At 60.1% G+C, this 16,165-nt stretch carries 13 protein-coding genes; 3 read left to right on the forward strand and 10 right to left on the reverse strand.

All coding sequences use genetic code 11. The features are described from left to right. Positions 1–50: 50 nt before the first annotated feature. Entirely contained in the window at positions 51–584 is a 534-nt protein-coding gene (locus tag JZX89_RS10915) for an SH3 domain-containing protein (RefSeq protein ID WP_207134053.1), read from the forward strand. Here the strand turns inward: JZX89_RS10915 and JZX89_RS10920 are convergent. Continuing rightward, on the reverse strand, positions 577–1,569 hold the full coding sequence (locus JZX89_RS10920; RefSeq protein ID WP_046799104.1) for an adenosine kinase: 993 nt from the start codon (positions 1,567–1,569) through the stop codon (positions 577–579). The two genes, JZX89_RS10915 and JZX89_RS10920, sit on opposite strands and share 8 nt — an antisense overlap. Positions 1,570–2,058: 489 nt before the next feature. Between JZX89_RS10920 and JZX89_RS10925 the strand changes: the two genes are divergently transcribed. Continuing rightward, complete coding sequence (locus JZX89_RS10925) at positions 2,059–3,003, forward strand: AEC family transporter (protein WP_149898963.1); 945 nt, start codon at positions 2,059–2,061, stop codon at positions 3,001–3,003. A gap of 17 nt (positions 3,004–3,020) precedes the next feature. On the opposite strand, the gene JZX89_RS10930 is transcribed toward JZX89_RS10925, so the two are convergent. The 9 genes from JZX89_RS10930 to rimP all read right to left on the reverse strand — a co-directional run bounded on the left by JZX89_RS10930 (position 3,021) and on the right by rimP (position 14,228). Continuing rightward, a complete protein-coding gene (locus JZX89_RS10930; protein ID WP_174374030.1) occupies positions 3,021–4,037 on the reverse strand; it encodes a class I SAM-dependent methyltransferase in 1,017 nt (338 codons plus the stop codon). Positions 4,038–4,112: 75 nt separating this feature from the next. Continuing rightward, positions 4,113–6,260 (reverse strand): polyribonucleotide nucleotidyltransferase, encoded by a 2,148-nt coding sequence (gene pnp, locus JZX89_RS10935; protein WP_174374031.1) that lies wholly within the window; start codon positions 6,258–6,260, stop codon positions 4,113–4,115. A 266-nt stretch (positions 6,261–6,526) separates the two neighbouring features. Then, positions 6,527–6,796: a 30S ribosomal protein S15 gene (rpsO, locus tag JZX89_RS10940; RefSeq protein WP_149898184.1), complete on the reverse strand. Its 270-nt coding sequence runs from the start codon at positions 6,794–6,796 to the stop codon at positions 6,527–6,529. A gap of 154 nt (positions 6,797–6,950) precedes the next feature. Then, on the reverse strand, positions 6,951–7,898 hold the full coding sequence (gene truB / locus JZX89_RS10945; RefSeq protein ID WP_207134054.1) for a tRNA pseudouridine(55) synthase TruB: 948 nt from the start codon (positions 7,896–7,898) through the stop codon (positions 6,951–6,953). Positions 7,899–7,901: 3 nt separating this feature from the next. After that, positions 7,902–8,318 carry a 30S ribosome-binding factor RbfA gene (gene rbfA / locus JZX89_RS10950; protein ID WP_149898186.1) on the reverse strand — a complete coding sequence of 139 codons (417 nt, stop codon included), beginning with the start codon at positions 8,316–8,318 and terminating at the stop codon, positions 7,902–7,904. A gap of 75 nt (positions 8,319–8,393) precedes the next feature. Then, positions 8,394–11,150, reverse strand: a complete 2,757-nt coding sequence (gene infB, locus JZX89_RS10955; RefSeq protein WP_207134055.1) for a translation initiation factor IF-2 — start codon at positions 11,148–11,150, stop codon at positions 8,394–8,396. A 101-nt stretch (positions 11,151–11,251) separates the two neighbouring features. After that, positions 11,252–11,953: an RNA-binding protein gene (locus tag JZX89_RS10960; protein WP_149898188.1), complete on the reverse strand. Its 702-nt coding sequence runs from the start codon at positions 11,951–11,953 to the stop codon at positions 11,252–11,254. Then, positions 11,950–13,566, reverse strand: coding sequence for a transcription termination factor NusA (nusA, locus tag JZX89_RS10965; RefSeq protein WP_207134056.1), 1,617 nt, complete (start codon positions 13,564–13,566; stop codon positions 11,950–11,952). The genes JZX89_RS10960 and nusA overlap by 4 nt, the downstream gene beginning before the upstream one ends. Positions 13,567–13,631: 65 nt before the next feature. After that, positions 13,632–14,228, reverse strand: a complete 597-nt coding sequence (gene rimP / locus JZX89_RS10970) for a ribosome maturation factor RimP (protein ID WP_207134057.1) — start codon at positions 14,226–14,228, stop codon at positions 13,632–13,634. A 287-nt stretch (positions 14,229–14,515) separates the two neighbouring features. Here rimP and JZX89_RS10975 point away from each other — a divergent pair, with 287 nt between their 5' ends. After that, complete coding sequence (locus tag JZX89_RS10975; protein WP_174374035.1) at positions 14,516–16,144, forward strand: MFS transporter; 1,629 nt, start codon at positions 14,516–14,518, stop codon at positions 16,142–16,144. Positions 16,145–16,165 lie beyond the last annotated feature (21 nt).

Consider the following 16,165-nt stretch of genomic DNA (forward strand, 5'->3'; position numbering starts at 1 on the left):
GCCTCCTCGAATATCATCCGGTTTGCAGAAGGCGGGAAACGGAAATGGGCATGCGCAGTGTGGTTTTTATCGTTTGCATTGCATTGTCTTTGGGCCTCCTTGGTGCGGCAACCGAAGCCATGGCGCAGGGTGCCGCCAAGGGCGCAAGCGGCTTGCCCTTGCCGCGTTTTGTCAGCCTGAAATCCAGGCGCGTCAATATGCGCATCGGCCCCAGCACGGATTATGCCGTGTCGTGGATGTATATGAAATCGGGAATGCCGGTCGAAATCATCCAGGAATATGAAAACTGGCGGCGCATCCGTGACGCCGATGGCACGGAAGGCTGGGTCAACCAGGCGCTGCTGTCGGGCGAGCGCACGGCCGTTGCTGCGCCGTGGATGCGCGGCAAGGGCAAGGACGTTTACGTCAATATGCGCCGCGATGCGCAGTCGGGCGCTTCGGTCATTGCCCGGCTGGAGCCGGGCGTCGTCTTCAGGATCGGCGAATGCAATGGCGACTGGTGCCGTGCCGAGGCCGGTCAGGCCTCGGGCTGGGTATCGCAGGGCGAAATCTGGGGGGCCTACCCTGGTGAGGCGTTTAAATAAGGCCGTGTTTCGCGCCCAAAGCCTTGAGCGATGACATCGGGCGCGGCCCGACCTGCTGAATGACGGCGGCCGCCGCAAGGCAGCCGAGCTTTCCACAATCTTCGAGCGATCGGTCCTGCGTATAACCGAACAGGAAACCGGCGGCGAAAAGATCGCCTGCACCTGTCGTATCGACCACATCATGCACCGGATAGGCCTCTACCTTCACACGCTCAGTGCCGCGCAGGATAACAGCACCTTCTTCGCTCATCGTCACCGCCGCGATCTTGCAATCGGCGGCGATTTTCGTCAGCGCCAGCTCGAAATCGTCGGTTTCGTAAAGCGAAAGCGCTTCCTGCTTATTGGCGAAAACGATGTCCACCGTGCCGGAGCGCATCAGGTCGAGAAATTCTTCGCGGTAACGGCCGACACAGAAACTGTCGGACAGCGTCATGGAAACTTCGCGGCCGTTTTCATGCGCAATGCGGGCGCATTCGCGAATGGCGTCCTTGGCGCGCGGCGGATCCCACAGGTAACCTTCGAAATAAGTGACCTTGGTCTGCGCCACGACGTCGTCTTCGACGTCTTCAGGGCCAAGATCGACGCAAGCGCCAAGATAGGTGTTCATCGAACGCTCGCCGTCTTCGGTGACGAAGATCATCGAACGGGCGGTCGGCGGAAACGTGCCTTCCGGCTTCGTTTCGAAATAGACGCCCTGTGCGCGGATATCGTGCTGGAAGATTTCTCCGAGCTGGTCTTCGGCGACCTTGCCGAAATAGGCGGCCTTGCCGCCGAAATTCGCAACGCCCGCCGCCGTGTTGCCGGCACTTCCGCCGGAGGCTTCGAGAGCCGGCCCCATCAGCGAATAAAGCAGCTCGGCCCGTTCCGCATCGATGAGGTTCATCGCACCTTTGGTAATGGCATTGTCGTTGAGAAAGCGATCATCGCAGCGAGAGATGATGTCGACGATGGCATTGCCGACAGTCAGTACGTCGAATTTCGTCATAGGCCCTATCCGGTTCGCACGAGGTGTGTGCGTATTTTTTAAACGGTCTTAAACATTTCTGGCGGCAAGAAAAGCCCAAAGGGAAAATATGCGGTTCTCCCCCCAAGAAGACGAAACACGTCATTTGCCTGTAATGTGGTTAAGCTATTGCTCCTTTCAGAGCAAAAGGTGTGTGAATGCGTACCGGAATGGAAGACATGATGGTCTTCTGGCTCAACCGTTATCTCCGCCACGGATGTACTGGCGGCGTATAACGGACATAAAAGGCGGGGGAAACCCCGCTTTTTCTTTTGGTGTGACACCGCGGAATGCGGTTTGCACGCAGCGGCGAGCCCTCTCGGTGAAGGCGCTCAATCGGTCTGTTTCCTGCGTTGCAGGCAATCCGCAATTCGGCGAAAACAAGGAAGCGCCGCGTTTTCGCGATTCCATTTCGGTGGAAAACGCTCTAAAGCGGGGTATATCCCGCAAAGCCGCGAAAGCTTTCCCTCCATGTCTGCCGTTGCCGCTAACGTCGCTCCAATTTTCATTCTCATCCTGATCGGCTGGCTCACTGTCAAGGCCGGTCTGTTCCGGGCCGATGCCGGTGAGATTCTCAGCGATTTCGTGTTCAAGATCGCCGTGCCGACTTTGATCTTTCGCACGCTCGCGGAAGCGAATTTTCACGGTGCATCGCCCTTCCGACTCTGGATCACCTATTTCGCCGGCGTGGCCGTGACCTGGACAATCGGACATATCGTCACCCGTTACGCCTTCAAGCAGGATGTGCGTATCGCTGTGATTGCCGGGATTTCCTCGGCCTTTGCCAACAATATCTTCATCGGTCTGCCGCTCGTCGGTCGGTCCGTGGGGGATGAGGGGCTGGTGGCTCTCTCCATCCTGCTGGCCATCCACCTGCCGGTCATGATGATCGCCGGCACGATCTTGATGGAGAACGCCACGCACAAGGCGGTCGGCGGCGAAAAGCGAAGCATGGCTGCGGTCTTCAAACAGGTAGGTCGTAATCTCGTCACCAATCCGCTGGTGATCGGCCTGGCGATCGGGCTTTCGACCAATGTTTCAGGTGTGACGCTGACGCCCATCCTCAAAACCGTGGTCGATCAGATTGCTTCGATGGCAGGGCCAGCGGCACTGATCTCGCTTGGCATGGCGCTGACGAAATATACCATTCGCGGCAATCTGGGCATTGCCGTCACCATGACGGTGTTCAAACTGCTGCTTCTGCCCGCCTGCGTGTGGGCCATGGGCCATGCTCTCGGCCTCAGCCACGAATGGACGGCGGCACTTGTGCTCACCTCGTCGGTGCCGACGGGGGTGAATGCGTGGTTGATCGCCAACCGCTTCGGCATCGGCCACAGCGTTGCGGCCTCCACTATCAGCATTTCCACGGCGACCGGCGTTCTTTCCGTGTCGCTGTGGGCATGGCTGCTGAGCTGATGACTCTGCCGAATTGATTATTTCTGGGCGCTGAGGATCTTGAAGCGGGCGTTACGGCACACCTCGGCGCTGGTGCGGAATTCCGCTGCCAGCACCGGCTCATAGGGCATGCCGCGATTGGCGACCATCAGCAGCTTTCCGCCACTGCGTAGCGCGCCTGCAGCCGTCTTGATGAAGGCCTGACCGAGCGCAGGCTCCGCCGCCTGTCCCGCCGCGTGGAAAGGCGGGTTCATGATGATGAGGTCGTATTTTTCCTTCGGCGGCTCGTTTGCCAGATCCTGCCAGAAGAAACGGGCCGTCAGTCGCGGCGTGTTTTCGAGAAGATTGGTCTTTGCAAATTCCAGCGCGTTCCAGTCGGCTTCGAAAAGGTCGATACGGGCTGTGCGCGGCGATTTTTCCGCCAGCATGACCGAGAGATAACCCCAGCCCGCGCCGAAATCGGCAGCATTGCCGTCAAAATCGGTCGGCAGGCGCGATGCCAGAAGCTCCGAACCGTCATCGACGCGGTCATGTGAGAACATACCGGGCAGGGCGGTGAAACGCCCTTCAACCGTTACGGGCTTTTGGGCAAGTTTGGAGACTGCAAGCGCCACATCGTCGGGGCGTCGGAACCAGAGTGCAACGCCGTGGTATTTAGGTGTGGAGTCGGCCTCGATGCCAAGCTTCGCAAGCGTCTTGCGCAGCGTCACGATACCGTCTTCCTTCGATCCCGCTGCGACGATCAGGCCGCCGGCTTTCACGCGCGACAGCGCTTCGGCAACACGGTTTTCGTTCTCGCCACGATGTTTGCCGCACAGCAACAGCGCCGCATCGTAATCTTCGCCTGAAATGTCCGGGGTGACCTGCGCGCCTTGCGCCTGCAGAGCCCGGTAAAGCGGCCGAAGGTGTTGGACGGCAATAATCTCCGCGTCAAAACCATCCAGCTTCGGGCCGGCCTCCGCTCCCAGAAACAGAACGCGTTCGCCCTCTTTCGGCATGTCGAGCATTTCTGCGGCAAAGGGGTGGAACAGGGTTTTAACAGCGTCGCGGCTCATGGGAGCGTCCTTAAGATGAAATAGAAAAAAGGCGCGGGCAAAACCCGCGCCTCGATAGGGTCTGGCGACGCTGCCTTATTCGGCAGCGGCTTCGCCGTCTTCCTTCTTCTTGTCGGCAGCGACTTCCTGACCGGTTGCCTGATCGACAACCTTCATGGACAGGCGAACCTTGCCACGCTCGTCGAAGCCCATCAGCTTTACCCAGACCTTGTCGCCTTCCTTGACGACGTCGGAGGTCTTGGCAACGCGATCAGATGCAAGCTGCGAGATGTGAACGAGGCCGTCACGCGCGCCGAAGAAGTTGACGAATGCGCCGAAGTCGGCGGTCTTGACGACCGTGCCTTCGTAGATTGCGCCGACTTCCGGTTCAGCAACGATCGAGTGGATCCACTTGCGGGCCGCTTCGATTTCCTTGCCGGAAGCAGAGGCGATCTTGACGGTGCCGTCATCCTCGATGTTGATCTTCGCGCCGGTCTTTTCGACGATTTCGCGAATGACCTTGCCGCCGGAGCCGATGACTTCACGGATCTTGTCGACCGGAATGTTCATGACTTCGATGCGCGGTGCGAATTCGCCAAGCTGACCACGGCTCTCGGTGATGGCGTTGGCCATTTCGCCGAGAATGTGCTTGCGGCCACCCTGTGCCTGCTCCAGAGCGATCTTCATGATCTCTTCGGTGATACCGGCGATCTTGATGTCCATCTGCAGCGAGGTGATGCCGTCAGCCGTACCCGCAACCTTGAAGTCCATGTCGCCGAGGTGGTCTTCGTCACCGAGGATGTCGGAGAGAACCGCAAAGCGCTCGCCTTCGAGGATGAGACCCATGGCGATACCGGCAACCGGCTTAGCCAGCGGAACGCCAGCGTCCATCAGTGCGAGCGAGGTGCCGCAAACCGTTGCCATCGACGAAGAGCCGTTGGACTCGGTGATTTCGGAAACGACGCGCAGCGTGTAGGGGAACTGTTCCGCCGTCGGCAGCATCGGGCGAATAGCGCGCCATGCGAGCTTGCCGTGGCCGATTTCGCGGCGGCCCGGGGAGCCCATGCGGCCTGTTTCACCGACCGAGTAGGGCGGGAAGTTGTAATGCAGCAGGAAGCGTTCCTTGTACATGCCGGTCAGGCTGTCGACATACTGTTCGTCTTCGCCGGTGCCGAGGGTGGCAACAACGATCGCCTGCGTTTCACCGCGGGTGAACAGTGCCGAACCATGCGTGCGCGGCAGAATGCCGACTTCAGAGACGATCGGACGAACGGTCGACAGATCGCGGCCGTCGATACGGCTCTTGGTGTCGAGAACGTTCCAGCGAACGATCTTGGCCTGGAGATGCTTGAAGACGGCGCCGATTTCTTCCGGGCTGTACTTGGCTTCGCCTTCTTCCGGCAGGAAGTGGGCCTTGACCTTTGCCTTCACGGCGTCGACGGCGGCGTAACGGGCAGCCTTTTCGGTGATCTTGTAGGCAGTGCGCAGTTCGGTTTCAGCGAGGCCAAGCATTTCGTTTTCGAGCGCGGAGAAATCTTCCGGTTCGAATTCGCGCGGTTCCTTGGCGGCAACTTCGGCGAGCTTGATGATCGCGTCGATAACCGGCTGGAAGCCGCGATGGCCGAACATGACGGCGCCGAGCATGATGTCTTCGTTGAGTTCCTTGGCTTCCGATTCAACCATCAGGACGGCGTCCTGCGTGCCGGCAACAACCAGATCCAGAACCGACTCGTCCATCTCATCAAGATGCGGGTTCAGAACGTATTCGCCGTTGATGTAACCAACGCGCGCGCCGCCGACCGGGCCCATGAAGGGAATGCCGGACAGTGTGAGGGCTGCGGATGCGGCAACCATCGACAGAACGTCCGGGTCATTTTCCAGATCGTGCTGAATGACGGTGACGACAACCTGCGTGTCGTTCTTGTAGCCTTCAGGAAACAGCGGGCGGATCGGACGGTCGATCAGGCGGGAAACCAGTGTTTCCTTTTCGGAAGGACGACCTTCGCGCTTGAAATAACCGCCGGGGATCTTGCCGGCTGCGTAGGTCTTTTCCTGATAGTTGACCGTCAGCGGGAAGAAGTCCTGTCCCGGCTTCGGAGACTTTGCGGAAACCACGGTCGCGAGAACCATCGTCTCGCCGTAGGTTGCGATGACGGCGCCGTCAGCCTGACGGGCAACCTTGCCGGTCTCGAGCTTCAGCGGGCGGCCTGCCCATTCGATTTCCACGGAGTGTTTATTGAACATATCTTGTCCTTGTTTGTACTTGCCCGCCTTATGGGGGCAAAGAACGACGCGATCACGGGCAAGACAGCGGGAGGCTTTCGAGGTGCAAGCATCCGGCAATCCTGCCCCATGACAGGTCTGCGGTTGAAAAGGCGACACCGGCCCATCCGGTTCTACCTTATCGCCCGGTGGGCCGCATTTGCAGCAACCGTCCGGAAATTCGTGGGCTTCAAAAGGCCCGATATAAAAACCGGCGGGTATCGTTGTGAAACCCGCCGGATAAAATTTTAGCGGCGGATGCCGAGAGCACCGATCAGCTTGGTGTAACGGCCTTCGTCCTTCTTCTTCAGATAGTCGAGAAGCGAACGGCGGGTCGAAACCAGCGTCAGAAGACCACGACGGGAGTGGTTGTCCTTCTTGTGATCCTTGAAGTGACCGGTCAGGTTGTTGATCCGCTCGGTCAGGATTGCGACCTGAACTTCCGGAGAACCAGTGTCACCTTCCTTGGTGGCATATTCCGTGATGAGGGCGGCTTTGCGCTCTACAGTAATCGACATCGTGCGATCCTTTCTTGTTTTAAGGAAAAACGGGGACGCCTAGAGCCGGGATGTCGTCCAGCTCTGGCCATTCAGTAGCATAGGCAAAGCCCAAGCTGGCGCTGCCTATAAACTATTCCGGGTACAATTGAAAGAGGCGATTGACTGCGCCGTTTCAGCCAAAAACCCGCTTCGGCCGAAACTCTCCTTCGCCGATCTCGCCAATGGCGACGAGCTTGCCCTGCACGGTGGCATAGGCTTCCGGATGATTGGCCGGCGCATCGCGCCCGCGCAGCAGGATCGGATTGCCCATCTTCAGCCGATGTGCCTGATCGTCGTTGATGATCAAATGAGGAAGTGACGAAAGCGCCTCCGCCGTGTCGATCAGATAGACATCCAGCGCCTCGAGCCGCTCGACGCGGTCTTCGATGGCCTCTAGCGCCGTCAACGTCTCAAGCGGCACCATCATGTCTTCGCCGAAGGGGGCGACCATGGTGCGGCGCAACTGCGAAATATGGCCGAAACAGCCGAGGTCTTGACCCATGTCGCGCGCCAGTGCCCGCACATAGGTTCCCTTGCCGCATTCCACTTCGAAATGCGCGGTATCGGCGTCGGGGCAAGCGAGCAGCGTCAGGCGATGAATCTCCACCTCGCGTGCCGGGATTTCCACCGTCTCGCCTTCGCGCGCCAGATCATAGGCGCGCTCGCCGGCGATCTTGATGGCGGAAAATTGCGGCGGTATCTGCTCGATCACACCGGTGTAGTTGGGCAGAATATCGCGGATTGCCTGTTCGTCCGGACGCTGGTCGGAAGAGTTGATCACTTCGCCTTCCAGATCGTCGGTCGCGCGTTGTTCGCCCCAGGTCACGGTAAATTCGTAGATTTTTCGGCCGTCTATGACGTAAGGCACGGTCTTGGTGGCGTCACCGAGCGCAATCGGTAGCATGCCTGATGCCAGCGGATCGAGCGTGCCGGCGTGGCCCGCCTTCTGGGCATTGAACAGCCACTTGATCTTGGAAACGGCTTCGGTGGAACCGAAATCGAGCGGCTTGTCGAGAATGAGCCAGCCCGAGATCGGGCGGCCCTTGGGTTTGCGGTGCTGCTGTTTGCGTGGTTTGGACATGCTTCAGTTCTGTTCGTCGTCTTTTTCGTTTGAAGGTCCAAGATCGCGCTGCACCTCCGGTGACCGCAGGAGTGCGTCGATCTTCTGGTAATTGTCGAAACTGGTATCGTCGCGAAAGCGCAGTTCCGGCATGTATTTCATTTGCCGCAGTTGCGGGCCGAGGCGGCCGCGCATGAATTTCGCGTGGCGGTTCAGCGCGCTGATGATGTCGGTGTGATCGGCAACGCCAAGCGGCGTCACATAGGCGGTCGCGATCTTGAGATCGGGCGACATGCGCACTTCCGAGATGGAGATAACGGCGCTTTCGATCAGATCGTCGCGGACTTCGCCGCGCTGGAGAATTTGCGTCAGTGCGGCGCGCACCTGTTCGCCAACGCGCAGCATGCGTTGCGAAGGGGCCGATGATGTTGCTTTTGCCATGGGTAATGCCTCAAACAAAGCGAGCGCCGGTTAAGCCGGCGCCCGACAGTAAAGTCCTGTTTTGCGACGAGACGCTTAGAGCGTTCTCGTGATGTGCTCGACGCGGAAGCACTCGATGGTGTCGCCGGCGCGGATGTCTTCGTAGTTTTCGAATGCCATACCGCACTCCTGACCAACAGGCACTTCGTTGACTTCGTCCTTGAAGCGCTTGAGGGTCTTGAGCTTGCCTTCGTGGATGACGACGTTGTCGCGTACCAGACGCACACCTGCACCACGTTCCACCTTGCCTTCGACGACGCGGCAACCTGCGACCTTGCCGACCTTGGTGATGTTGAACACCTCGAGGATTTCGGCATTGCCGAGGAAGGTCTCGCGACGTTCCGGCGAAAGAAGACCCGACATGGCCGCCTTAACGTCATCCACCAGATCGTAGATGATGTTGTAGTAGCGGATTTCGATACCGGCGCGCTCAGCCGCCTGACGGGCCTGCACATTGGCACGCACGTTGAAGCCGATGATCGCGGCGTTGGATGCTTCGGCAAGCGAAATATCCGATTCCGTGATACCGCCGGCGCCCGAATGGACGATGCGGGCACGAACTTCGTCGGTGCCGAGCTTGTCGAGTGCGCCGGCAATGGCTTCGATCGAGCCCTGCACGTCGCCCTTGATCAGCAGCGGGAATTCCTTCATCCCCGAAGACTGTAGCTGGCTCATCATCTGTTCCAGCGAACCGCGCTGGCCCGTCTGGCGGGCGACAGCCTTGTCGCGTGTCAGACGCTGGCGATACTCGGAAATCTCGCGGGCGCGGCTTTCGTTTTCGACGACCGCAAAACGGTCACCGGCCGAAGGCGTGCCGGAAAGGCCGAGGACCTCGACCGGCATGGCCGGACCGGCTTCCTTGACGTGTTCGCCCTTGTCGTTGACGAGCGCGCGCACGCGGCCCCACTGATCACCGGCAACGATGATCTGACCGGGCTTCAGCGTACCCTTCTGAACCAGAACGGTGGCAACCGAGCCACGGCCACGGTCGAGTTCGGCTTCGATGACCGTGCCTTCTGCGGTACGGCTCGGATCCGCCTTCAGATCGAGGATTTCGGCCTGGAGCAGGATCGCTTCGAGCAGCTTGTCGAGGTTGAGCTTGTTCTTGGCCGAAACCTCGACATCAAGAACTTCACCCCCCATCGATTCCACGAAAACTTCGTGCTGCAGCAGCTGCTGGCGAACCTTTTCAGGGTTTGCCTCGTGCTTGTCGATCTTGTTGATTGCAACGACGATCGGAACACCGGCCGCCTTGGCGTGATTGATGGACTCGATCGTCTGCGGCATCACGCTATCGTCTGCGGCAACAACCAGCACGGCAATATCGGTCGCCTGTGCGCCACGGGCACGCATGGCCGTAAAGGCGGCGTGGCCGGGGGTGTCGATGAAGGTGATCTTGTGACCGTTCTTCTCGACCTGATAGGCGCCGATATGCTGGGTGATGCCACCGGCTTCACCGGAAACGACATTTGCCTGACGGATGGCGTCGAGCAGCGAGGTCTTGCCGTGGTCGACGTGACCCATGATCGTGACGACCGGCGGACGGGAAACCATTTCGCCTGCGTCATCCGCCTGGTTGAAGATGCCTTCTTCCACGTCGGATTCGGAAACGCGCTTGACGGTGTGGCCGAATTCGACGGCGATCAGTTCCGCCAGATCGGCGTCGATCACGTCGCCCGGCTTCATCATCTGGCCTTCCTTCATCAGGAACTTGATAACGTCGACGGCGCGTTCGGACATGCGCTGCGACAGTTCCTGAATGGTGATGGTTTCCGGCAGGATGACTTCGCGCATAACCTTTTCGCGGGTTTCCTGCATCTGGCTGCGACGGAATTTCTCCTGGCGGCGGCGCATGGATGCCATGGAGCGGCCGCGCTGGGTGCCGTCTTCTTCCAGATTGGATGTGACGGTGAGCTTGCCGCGACGACGCTCTTCTTCTGTCTTGAGGCGGGCAGCGGGCTTGGCCGGAACCGGAGCCGTGACCTTGCCGCGAGCCGGAAGGCTGCTACTGCGACGCACGGCACCACGATCTTCCTCTTCGTCACCACCGGTACGACGTCCGCGCGGAGCAGCGGCGTCAGGCGTGGCGGGAGCGGAACGGGGAGCAGCCGTGGCAGACTGAGGACGGGCGTCGGTGCGTGGCGCCGGCGTAAAGGCCGCAGCCGGCCTTTCGCCGGTCGGTTCGGATTTCGCCGCAACGGCAGGCTGGCTTGCCGCTACCTTGGCAGCCGCAGCCTCTTCGGCAGCGCGGTTTGCGGCCTCGACCTTTTCGGCCACGATGCGCTGTTCTTCCTCGACCTTGCGGCGGGCTTCGTCTTCGGCGCGCTGCTTGGCTTCCACCACGTCACGAGCCTGCGCTTCCATCAGCGCACGGCGACGGGCTTCCATCTCGCCGGCGGAAAGATCGTGCAGAACGTTGCCGCGCGGACGGTCAGGCTGGCGCTGCTGGGGTGCGGACGAGCCGGGACGCTGCTGCGACTGGGAAGAACCCGGACGCTGCTGCTGGCCGCCTGGCTGATGAATGCGCGGCTGGGGAGCCTGCGGACGCGCTGCCACGGGGGCAGGGGCAGGTGCCGCGGGCTTCGGCGCTGGTGCTGCTGCCACGACGGGCTGAACCGGCTTCTCGTCTTCGGGACGTAGGGGGCGGCGCTTGCGTGTTTCCACGACAACCGCATTTGTGCGACCTCGACCCATATCCTGCCGCACGGTGCCCTGATTCATCCCGCCCGGCTTGAGGGTGAGAGTCTTCTTGGCCGGCGCGTTAAGTGTCTTGTCGTCGTTGTTGTCGGTCATTCGTTCCCGTTCCTTCGGACGAGAACCGGATGACGTCCATCAGGTCTCGTCGTTCAATTGCTGCATCGGAACGCGGCGACCGTTCATGTCGGTTAACCGCGTCATTGTTCTGTCCGGGCAGCGTCGCGTTCCGCCTGAGATCGACCGCCAAGGCGGTACTGCTCAAGCATCGTTGCGCGCTTCACTACACCCTCACCCGCCTGCCCCGCAAGCGCGCAAGCATGGATAAAAGCATTCTGGCCCATCAACTCGTCCATTTCGGCGCTACTGAAGAGCCGGAAGGACGGAATTTCATTGCCGGCATCGCTGCCGAACGCCCAGGCCCTGCGGGCCTGGTCCAGTTTTCGAACGCCGTCTGCCGCGGCATCGGTTGCGTGGAACACGGCAATCGCGTTCCCGGACCGGACGGCGGCATCGACCTTCGTTGCGCCGCTGATGAACTGGCCCGCCTTGCGCGCCATGTTCATCATTCCGGCAAGCTGCTGCGCCATCAGCCGGTCGAGGAGAGCAAGAAGCTCCGGTCCGGCCTTGACGTCGCGTTTGAGTGCCCGTGCGAAGATCTTCTTCGCAATGGCTTTCTCGATCAGGGCGCGCTCGGGGGTCACCCAGCAGCCGCGCCCCGGCAATTGGCGTTTCAGATCCGGCACGACGCTGCCGTCCGGGCCTGCGACGAAGCGGATCAGCTCATCCGGTGATCCGCTTTGCCGTGTCACAATGCACATACGTCCATTGACGTTGCCTTCGAGCCGCCCGTCCTCATCGGTTTCGGGCAACTCGTCCGGCTCATGCGCCTGCGATGTCATTCCTGTTCGGCGGTATCCGCCTCCTCGGTAGCTTCAACATCGGCTTCCGCTGCGGAAGCGAGGTCTTCAGCCGTGATCCAGCCAGCCAGAAGACGGGCCTGTACCACCATGTTCTCAGCCTCGACGCGCGAAACGTCGAGCTTGGAGAAGATGCCTTCGAACTTCTTCGTCTCGCCGTCCTTGCGTTCGCTCCAGCCGACCAGATCGTCCGCCGCACAACCGGCAAAGTCTTCGATCGTCTTGATGCCGTCTTCACCCAACGCAACCATCATCTGCGAGGTCAGGCCGTCGATCTGGCGCAGCTCGTCGGCAACGCCGAGTTCCTTGCGCTTGGCGTCCATTTCGGCTTCCAGACGTTCCAGATATTCGCGGGCGCGGGTCTGGATTTCATCGGCGGTGTCTTCGTCGAAACCGTCGATCGAGGAAATTTCGCCAAGATCGACATAGGCAAGTTCTTCAACCTGCGCGAAGCCTTCGGAGGCCAGAACCTGGCCAACCATCTCGTCGACGTCGAGAGCATCCATGAAGAGTGCCGTGCGCTCGTTGAATTCCTTCTGGCGGCGCTCGGATTCTTCCTGCTCGGTCATGATGTCGATATCCCAGCCGGTCAGCTGCGATGCCAGACGCACGTTCTGGCCGCGACGGCCGATGGCGAGCGACAGCTGCTCGTCGGGAACCACCACTTCGATACGCTCGGATTCTTCATCCAGAACGACCTTGGCCACTTCAGCGGGCTGCAGGGCGTTGACGATGAAGGAAGCCGGATCCTGGCTCCACGGAATGATATCGATCTTCTCGCCCTGAAGTTCGCCGACGACGGCCTGAACGCGCGAACCGCGCATACCGACGCAGGCGCCGACCGGATCGATCGACGAGTCGTTCGAAATGACGGCGATCTTGGCGCGCGAACCGGGGTCACGGGCAACCGACTTGATCTGGATGATGCCGTCGTAAATTTCCGGAACTTCCATGGTGAAGAGCTTCACCATGAACTGCGGATGGGTACGCGACAGGAAAATCTGCGGGCCGCGCTGCTCGCGACGAACGTCGTAAACATAAGCGCGCACGCGATCACCGTAACGCATGTTTTCGCGCGGGATCATCTCGTCACGACGGATGATGCCTTCGCCACGGCCGAGATCGACGATGACATTGCCGTATTCGACGCGCTTGACGGTGCCGTTGACGATTTCGCCGATACGGTCCTTAAACTCATCATACTGGCGGTCACGCTCGGCTTCGCGCACCTTCTGGACGATCACCTGCTTGGCGGACTGCGCGGCGATACGGCCGAAATCCATCGGCGGCAGCGGATCAGCGATGAAGTCGCCGAGCTTGGCGTCCGGATTGCGGTCGCGGGCCAGCTCAAGCGGGATCTGGGTCGAATAGTCTTCGGCTGCTTCCACCACTTCCAGAAGACGCTGCAGGCGGATTTCGCCGGTCTTGGAGTTGATGTCGGCGCGAATGTTGGTTTCCGAACCATAGCGCGAGCGGGCGGCTTTCTGGATAGCGTCGGCCATTGCGGCAAGCACGATTTCGCGGTCGATGACCTTTTCGCGCGCCACAGCATCGGCGATCTGCAGAAGCTCAAGCCGGTTAGCACTCACTGCCATTTTTATGTCTCCGTAAGTCGCATAATTGCGGGGATGGCCCGTTTTCGGGCCTTTTTACGTTTGAATTAGTCTTCGTCTGCTTCGTTTTCGTCGTTCTGATTTGCGGCGGCGGCCTTTGCCGCCTTGTCTGCCCGCAACGCATCACGAATAAGATCGTCCGTCAGAATGAGCTTCGCATCGGAAAGCGCACTGAACGGAACGGTGACTGTCGGTTCTTCGCCATAGGCGATCTGATCGCGTTCCAGCTTGAAGCTGTCCGCATCGACCTCGACGATCTTGCCGCGAAACCGCTTGCGGTTCTCGACCAGAATGGAGGTTTCGACCTTCACCAGATGGCCCTGCCAGCGGGTGAAATCCGTTTTGCGAACCATCGGCCGGTCGATGCCGGGCGAGGAAACTTCGAGATGATACGCTTTTTCGACCGGATCTTCCACATCAAGAACCGGTGAAATCGCCATCGAGATGGCTTCGCAGTCCTGAACGTTCATCGTTCCGTCTTCGCGCTCGGCCATCACCTGCAGCGTCATGCCGTTCTGGTTGGAGAGCCGCACGCGCACCAGAAGATATCCCATGCCCGTCAAAACAGGCTCGATGATCTCGGCAATGCGCTGGTCGATGCCCGTTTCGGTTATCAGTCGCGGTTCGTGTGCGGTGTCTGCCATCTGGCCTTCCGGTCTTTGATTTTCACCGGGCTCCTGGCCCGTGGTTTCCTGTTCGCCTAACGAAAAAGAGCGGAGCCTTGCGGCCCCACTCTTCATCAAGCGATCAAGAATTTCAGGGGTCATATAGACCCATCGAGGCAGGATTGCAAGGTTTTCGCGGGCGCTCCTGCTTCAATGGCGATGGCAGCCACATTTTCACCTTCCCCGTGTCGGAAAGGCTGGCATGATTTCCGGCACTGTCTATAGTTGCCGTTTGATAGATCGCAGTTGCATCAAGTGGACTGATCGTGCCTGACCGTAAATCGCCGCTCGCGCCTTTAAGGCATTTGACTTACAGACGAATCTGGATCGCCAGCCTTGCCTCGAATTTCGGCGGGCTGATCCAGGCGGTGGGTGCGGCATGGATGATGACCTCGCTGTCGAGTTCGGAAAACATGATAGCGCTGGTGCAGGCTTCCACCTCGCTGCCGATCATGCTGTTCTCGCTGATTTCAGGCGCGCTGGCCGATAGTTTCGACCGTCGCCGCATCATGATTTCGGCGCAGCTGTTGATGCTGACGGCCTCCGTGCTGCTGACGGTTTTTGCCTGGTGCGGCTGGCTTACCCCCTGGCTGTTGCTGTTCTTCACTTTCATGATCGGCTGCGGCACCGCGCTTAACAATCCCTCCTGGCAGGCTTCCGTCGGCGAAATGGTGCCGCGCGAGGATTTGCCCGCCGCCGTGACGCTGAACAGCGTCGGCTTCAACATCACCCGCAGCGTCGGCCCCGCCATCGGCGGCATCATCGTCGCCGCCGCAGGGGCTGCCGCCGCGTTTTTCGTCAACGCGCTGAGCTATTTCACCCTGCTTTACGCCCTGTTTCGCTGGCAGCCGCCCAAACACGCCTCGACCTTGCCGCGCGAGCAGCTTCTTGCCGCCATATCGGCCGGAATGCGCTATGTGGCCATGTCGCCCAATATCGGCAAGGTGCTGGTGCGCGGCTTTCTCTTCGGCCTTTCCGCCAGTGCCATCCTGGCCTTGATGCCGGTCGTTGCCCGCGATCTGGTCGAGGGCGGTCCGCTGACCTATGGCGTCATGCTGGGTGCATTCGGCGTTGGCGCCATTGGTGGTGCGTTGATCAGCGCCCGGCTGCGGGAAGTCATGTCCAGCGAATGGATCGTGCGTGTCGCCTTTTTAGGTTTCGCCTTCAGTTCCGGCATAACGGCAATCAGCACGAGTGCGATCATCACCTCGCTTGTTTTGACGGTCGCCGGCGCCTGCTGGGTTCTGGCGCTTTCCCTGTTCAACACCATCGTCCAGCTTTCCACGCCGCGCTGGGTGGTGGGCCGGGCGCTGTCGCTTTACCAGACACTGACCTTCGGCGGCATCGCGGTCGGCAGCTGGCTGTGGGGCGAACTGGCCGAAGACTATGGCATTTCCTATTCGCTTCTCTGTTCCTGCGTGCTGATGCTGCTCGGCGTCGTCGTTGGCCTCAAGCTCGCCATGCCTGCTTTCGCCTCGCTCAATCTCGATCCGCTCAACCGCTTCGTCGAACCGCCGCTGAGGCTGGACATCAAGCCACGCAGCGGCCCGATCGCCATTCTCATCGACTATGAAATTCATGACGAGGATCTCGGTGAATTCCTGCCGCTGATGGCCGAACGCCGCCGCATCCGCATCCGGGATGGCGCGCGCAACTGGAACCTGATGCGCGATCTTGAAAATCCTGACATCTGGACCGAAAGCTACCATGTGCCGACTTGGGTGGAATATGTCCGCCATAACCACCGCCGCACCCAGGCGGATGCGGAGGCCTGGGACCGGTTGCTCGAGCTTCATCGTGGCAAGACACGGCCGCGTGTGCACCGGATGATCGAGCGGCAGACAATTCCACCGACCGACGATATCTTCCACAAGCCGCATACCGACCAGCATTGAGAGGCTGGGGGGAGGAGAGTG

Source organism: Agrobacterium burrii (assembly GCF_017313405.1).
Taxonomy (GTDB): domain Bacteria; phylum Pseudomonadota; class Alphaproteobacteria; order Rhizobiales; family Rhizobiaceae; genus Agrobacterium; species Agrobacterium burrii.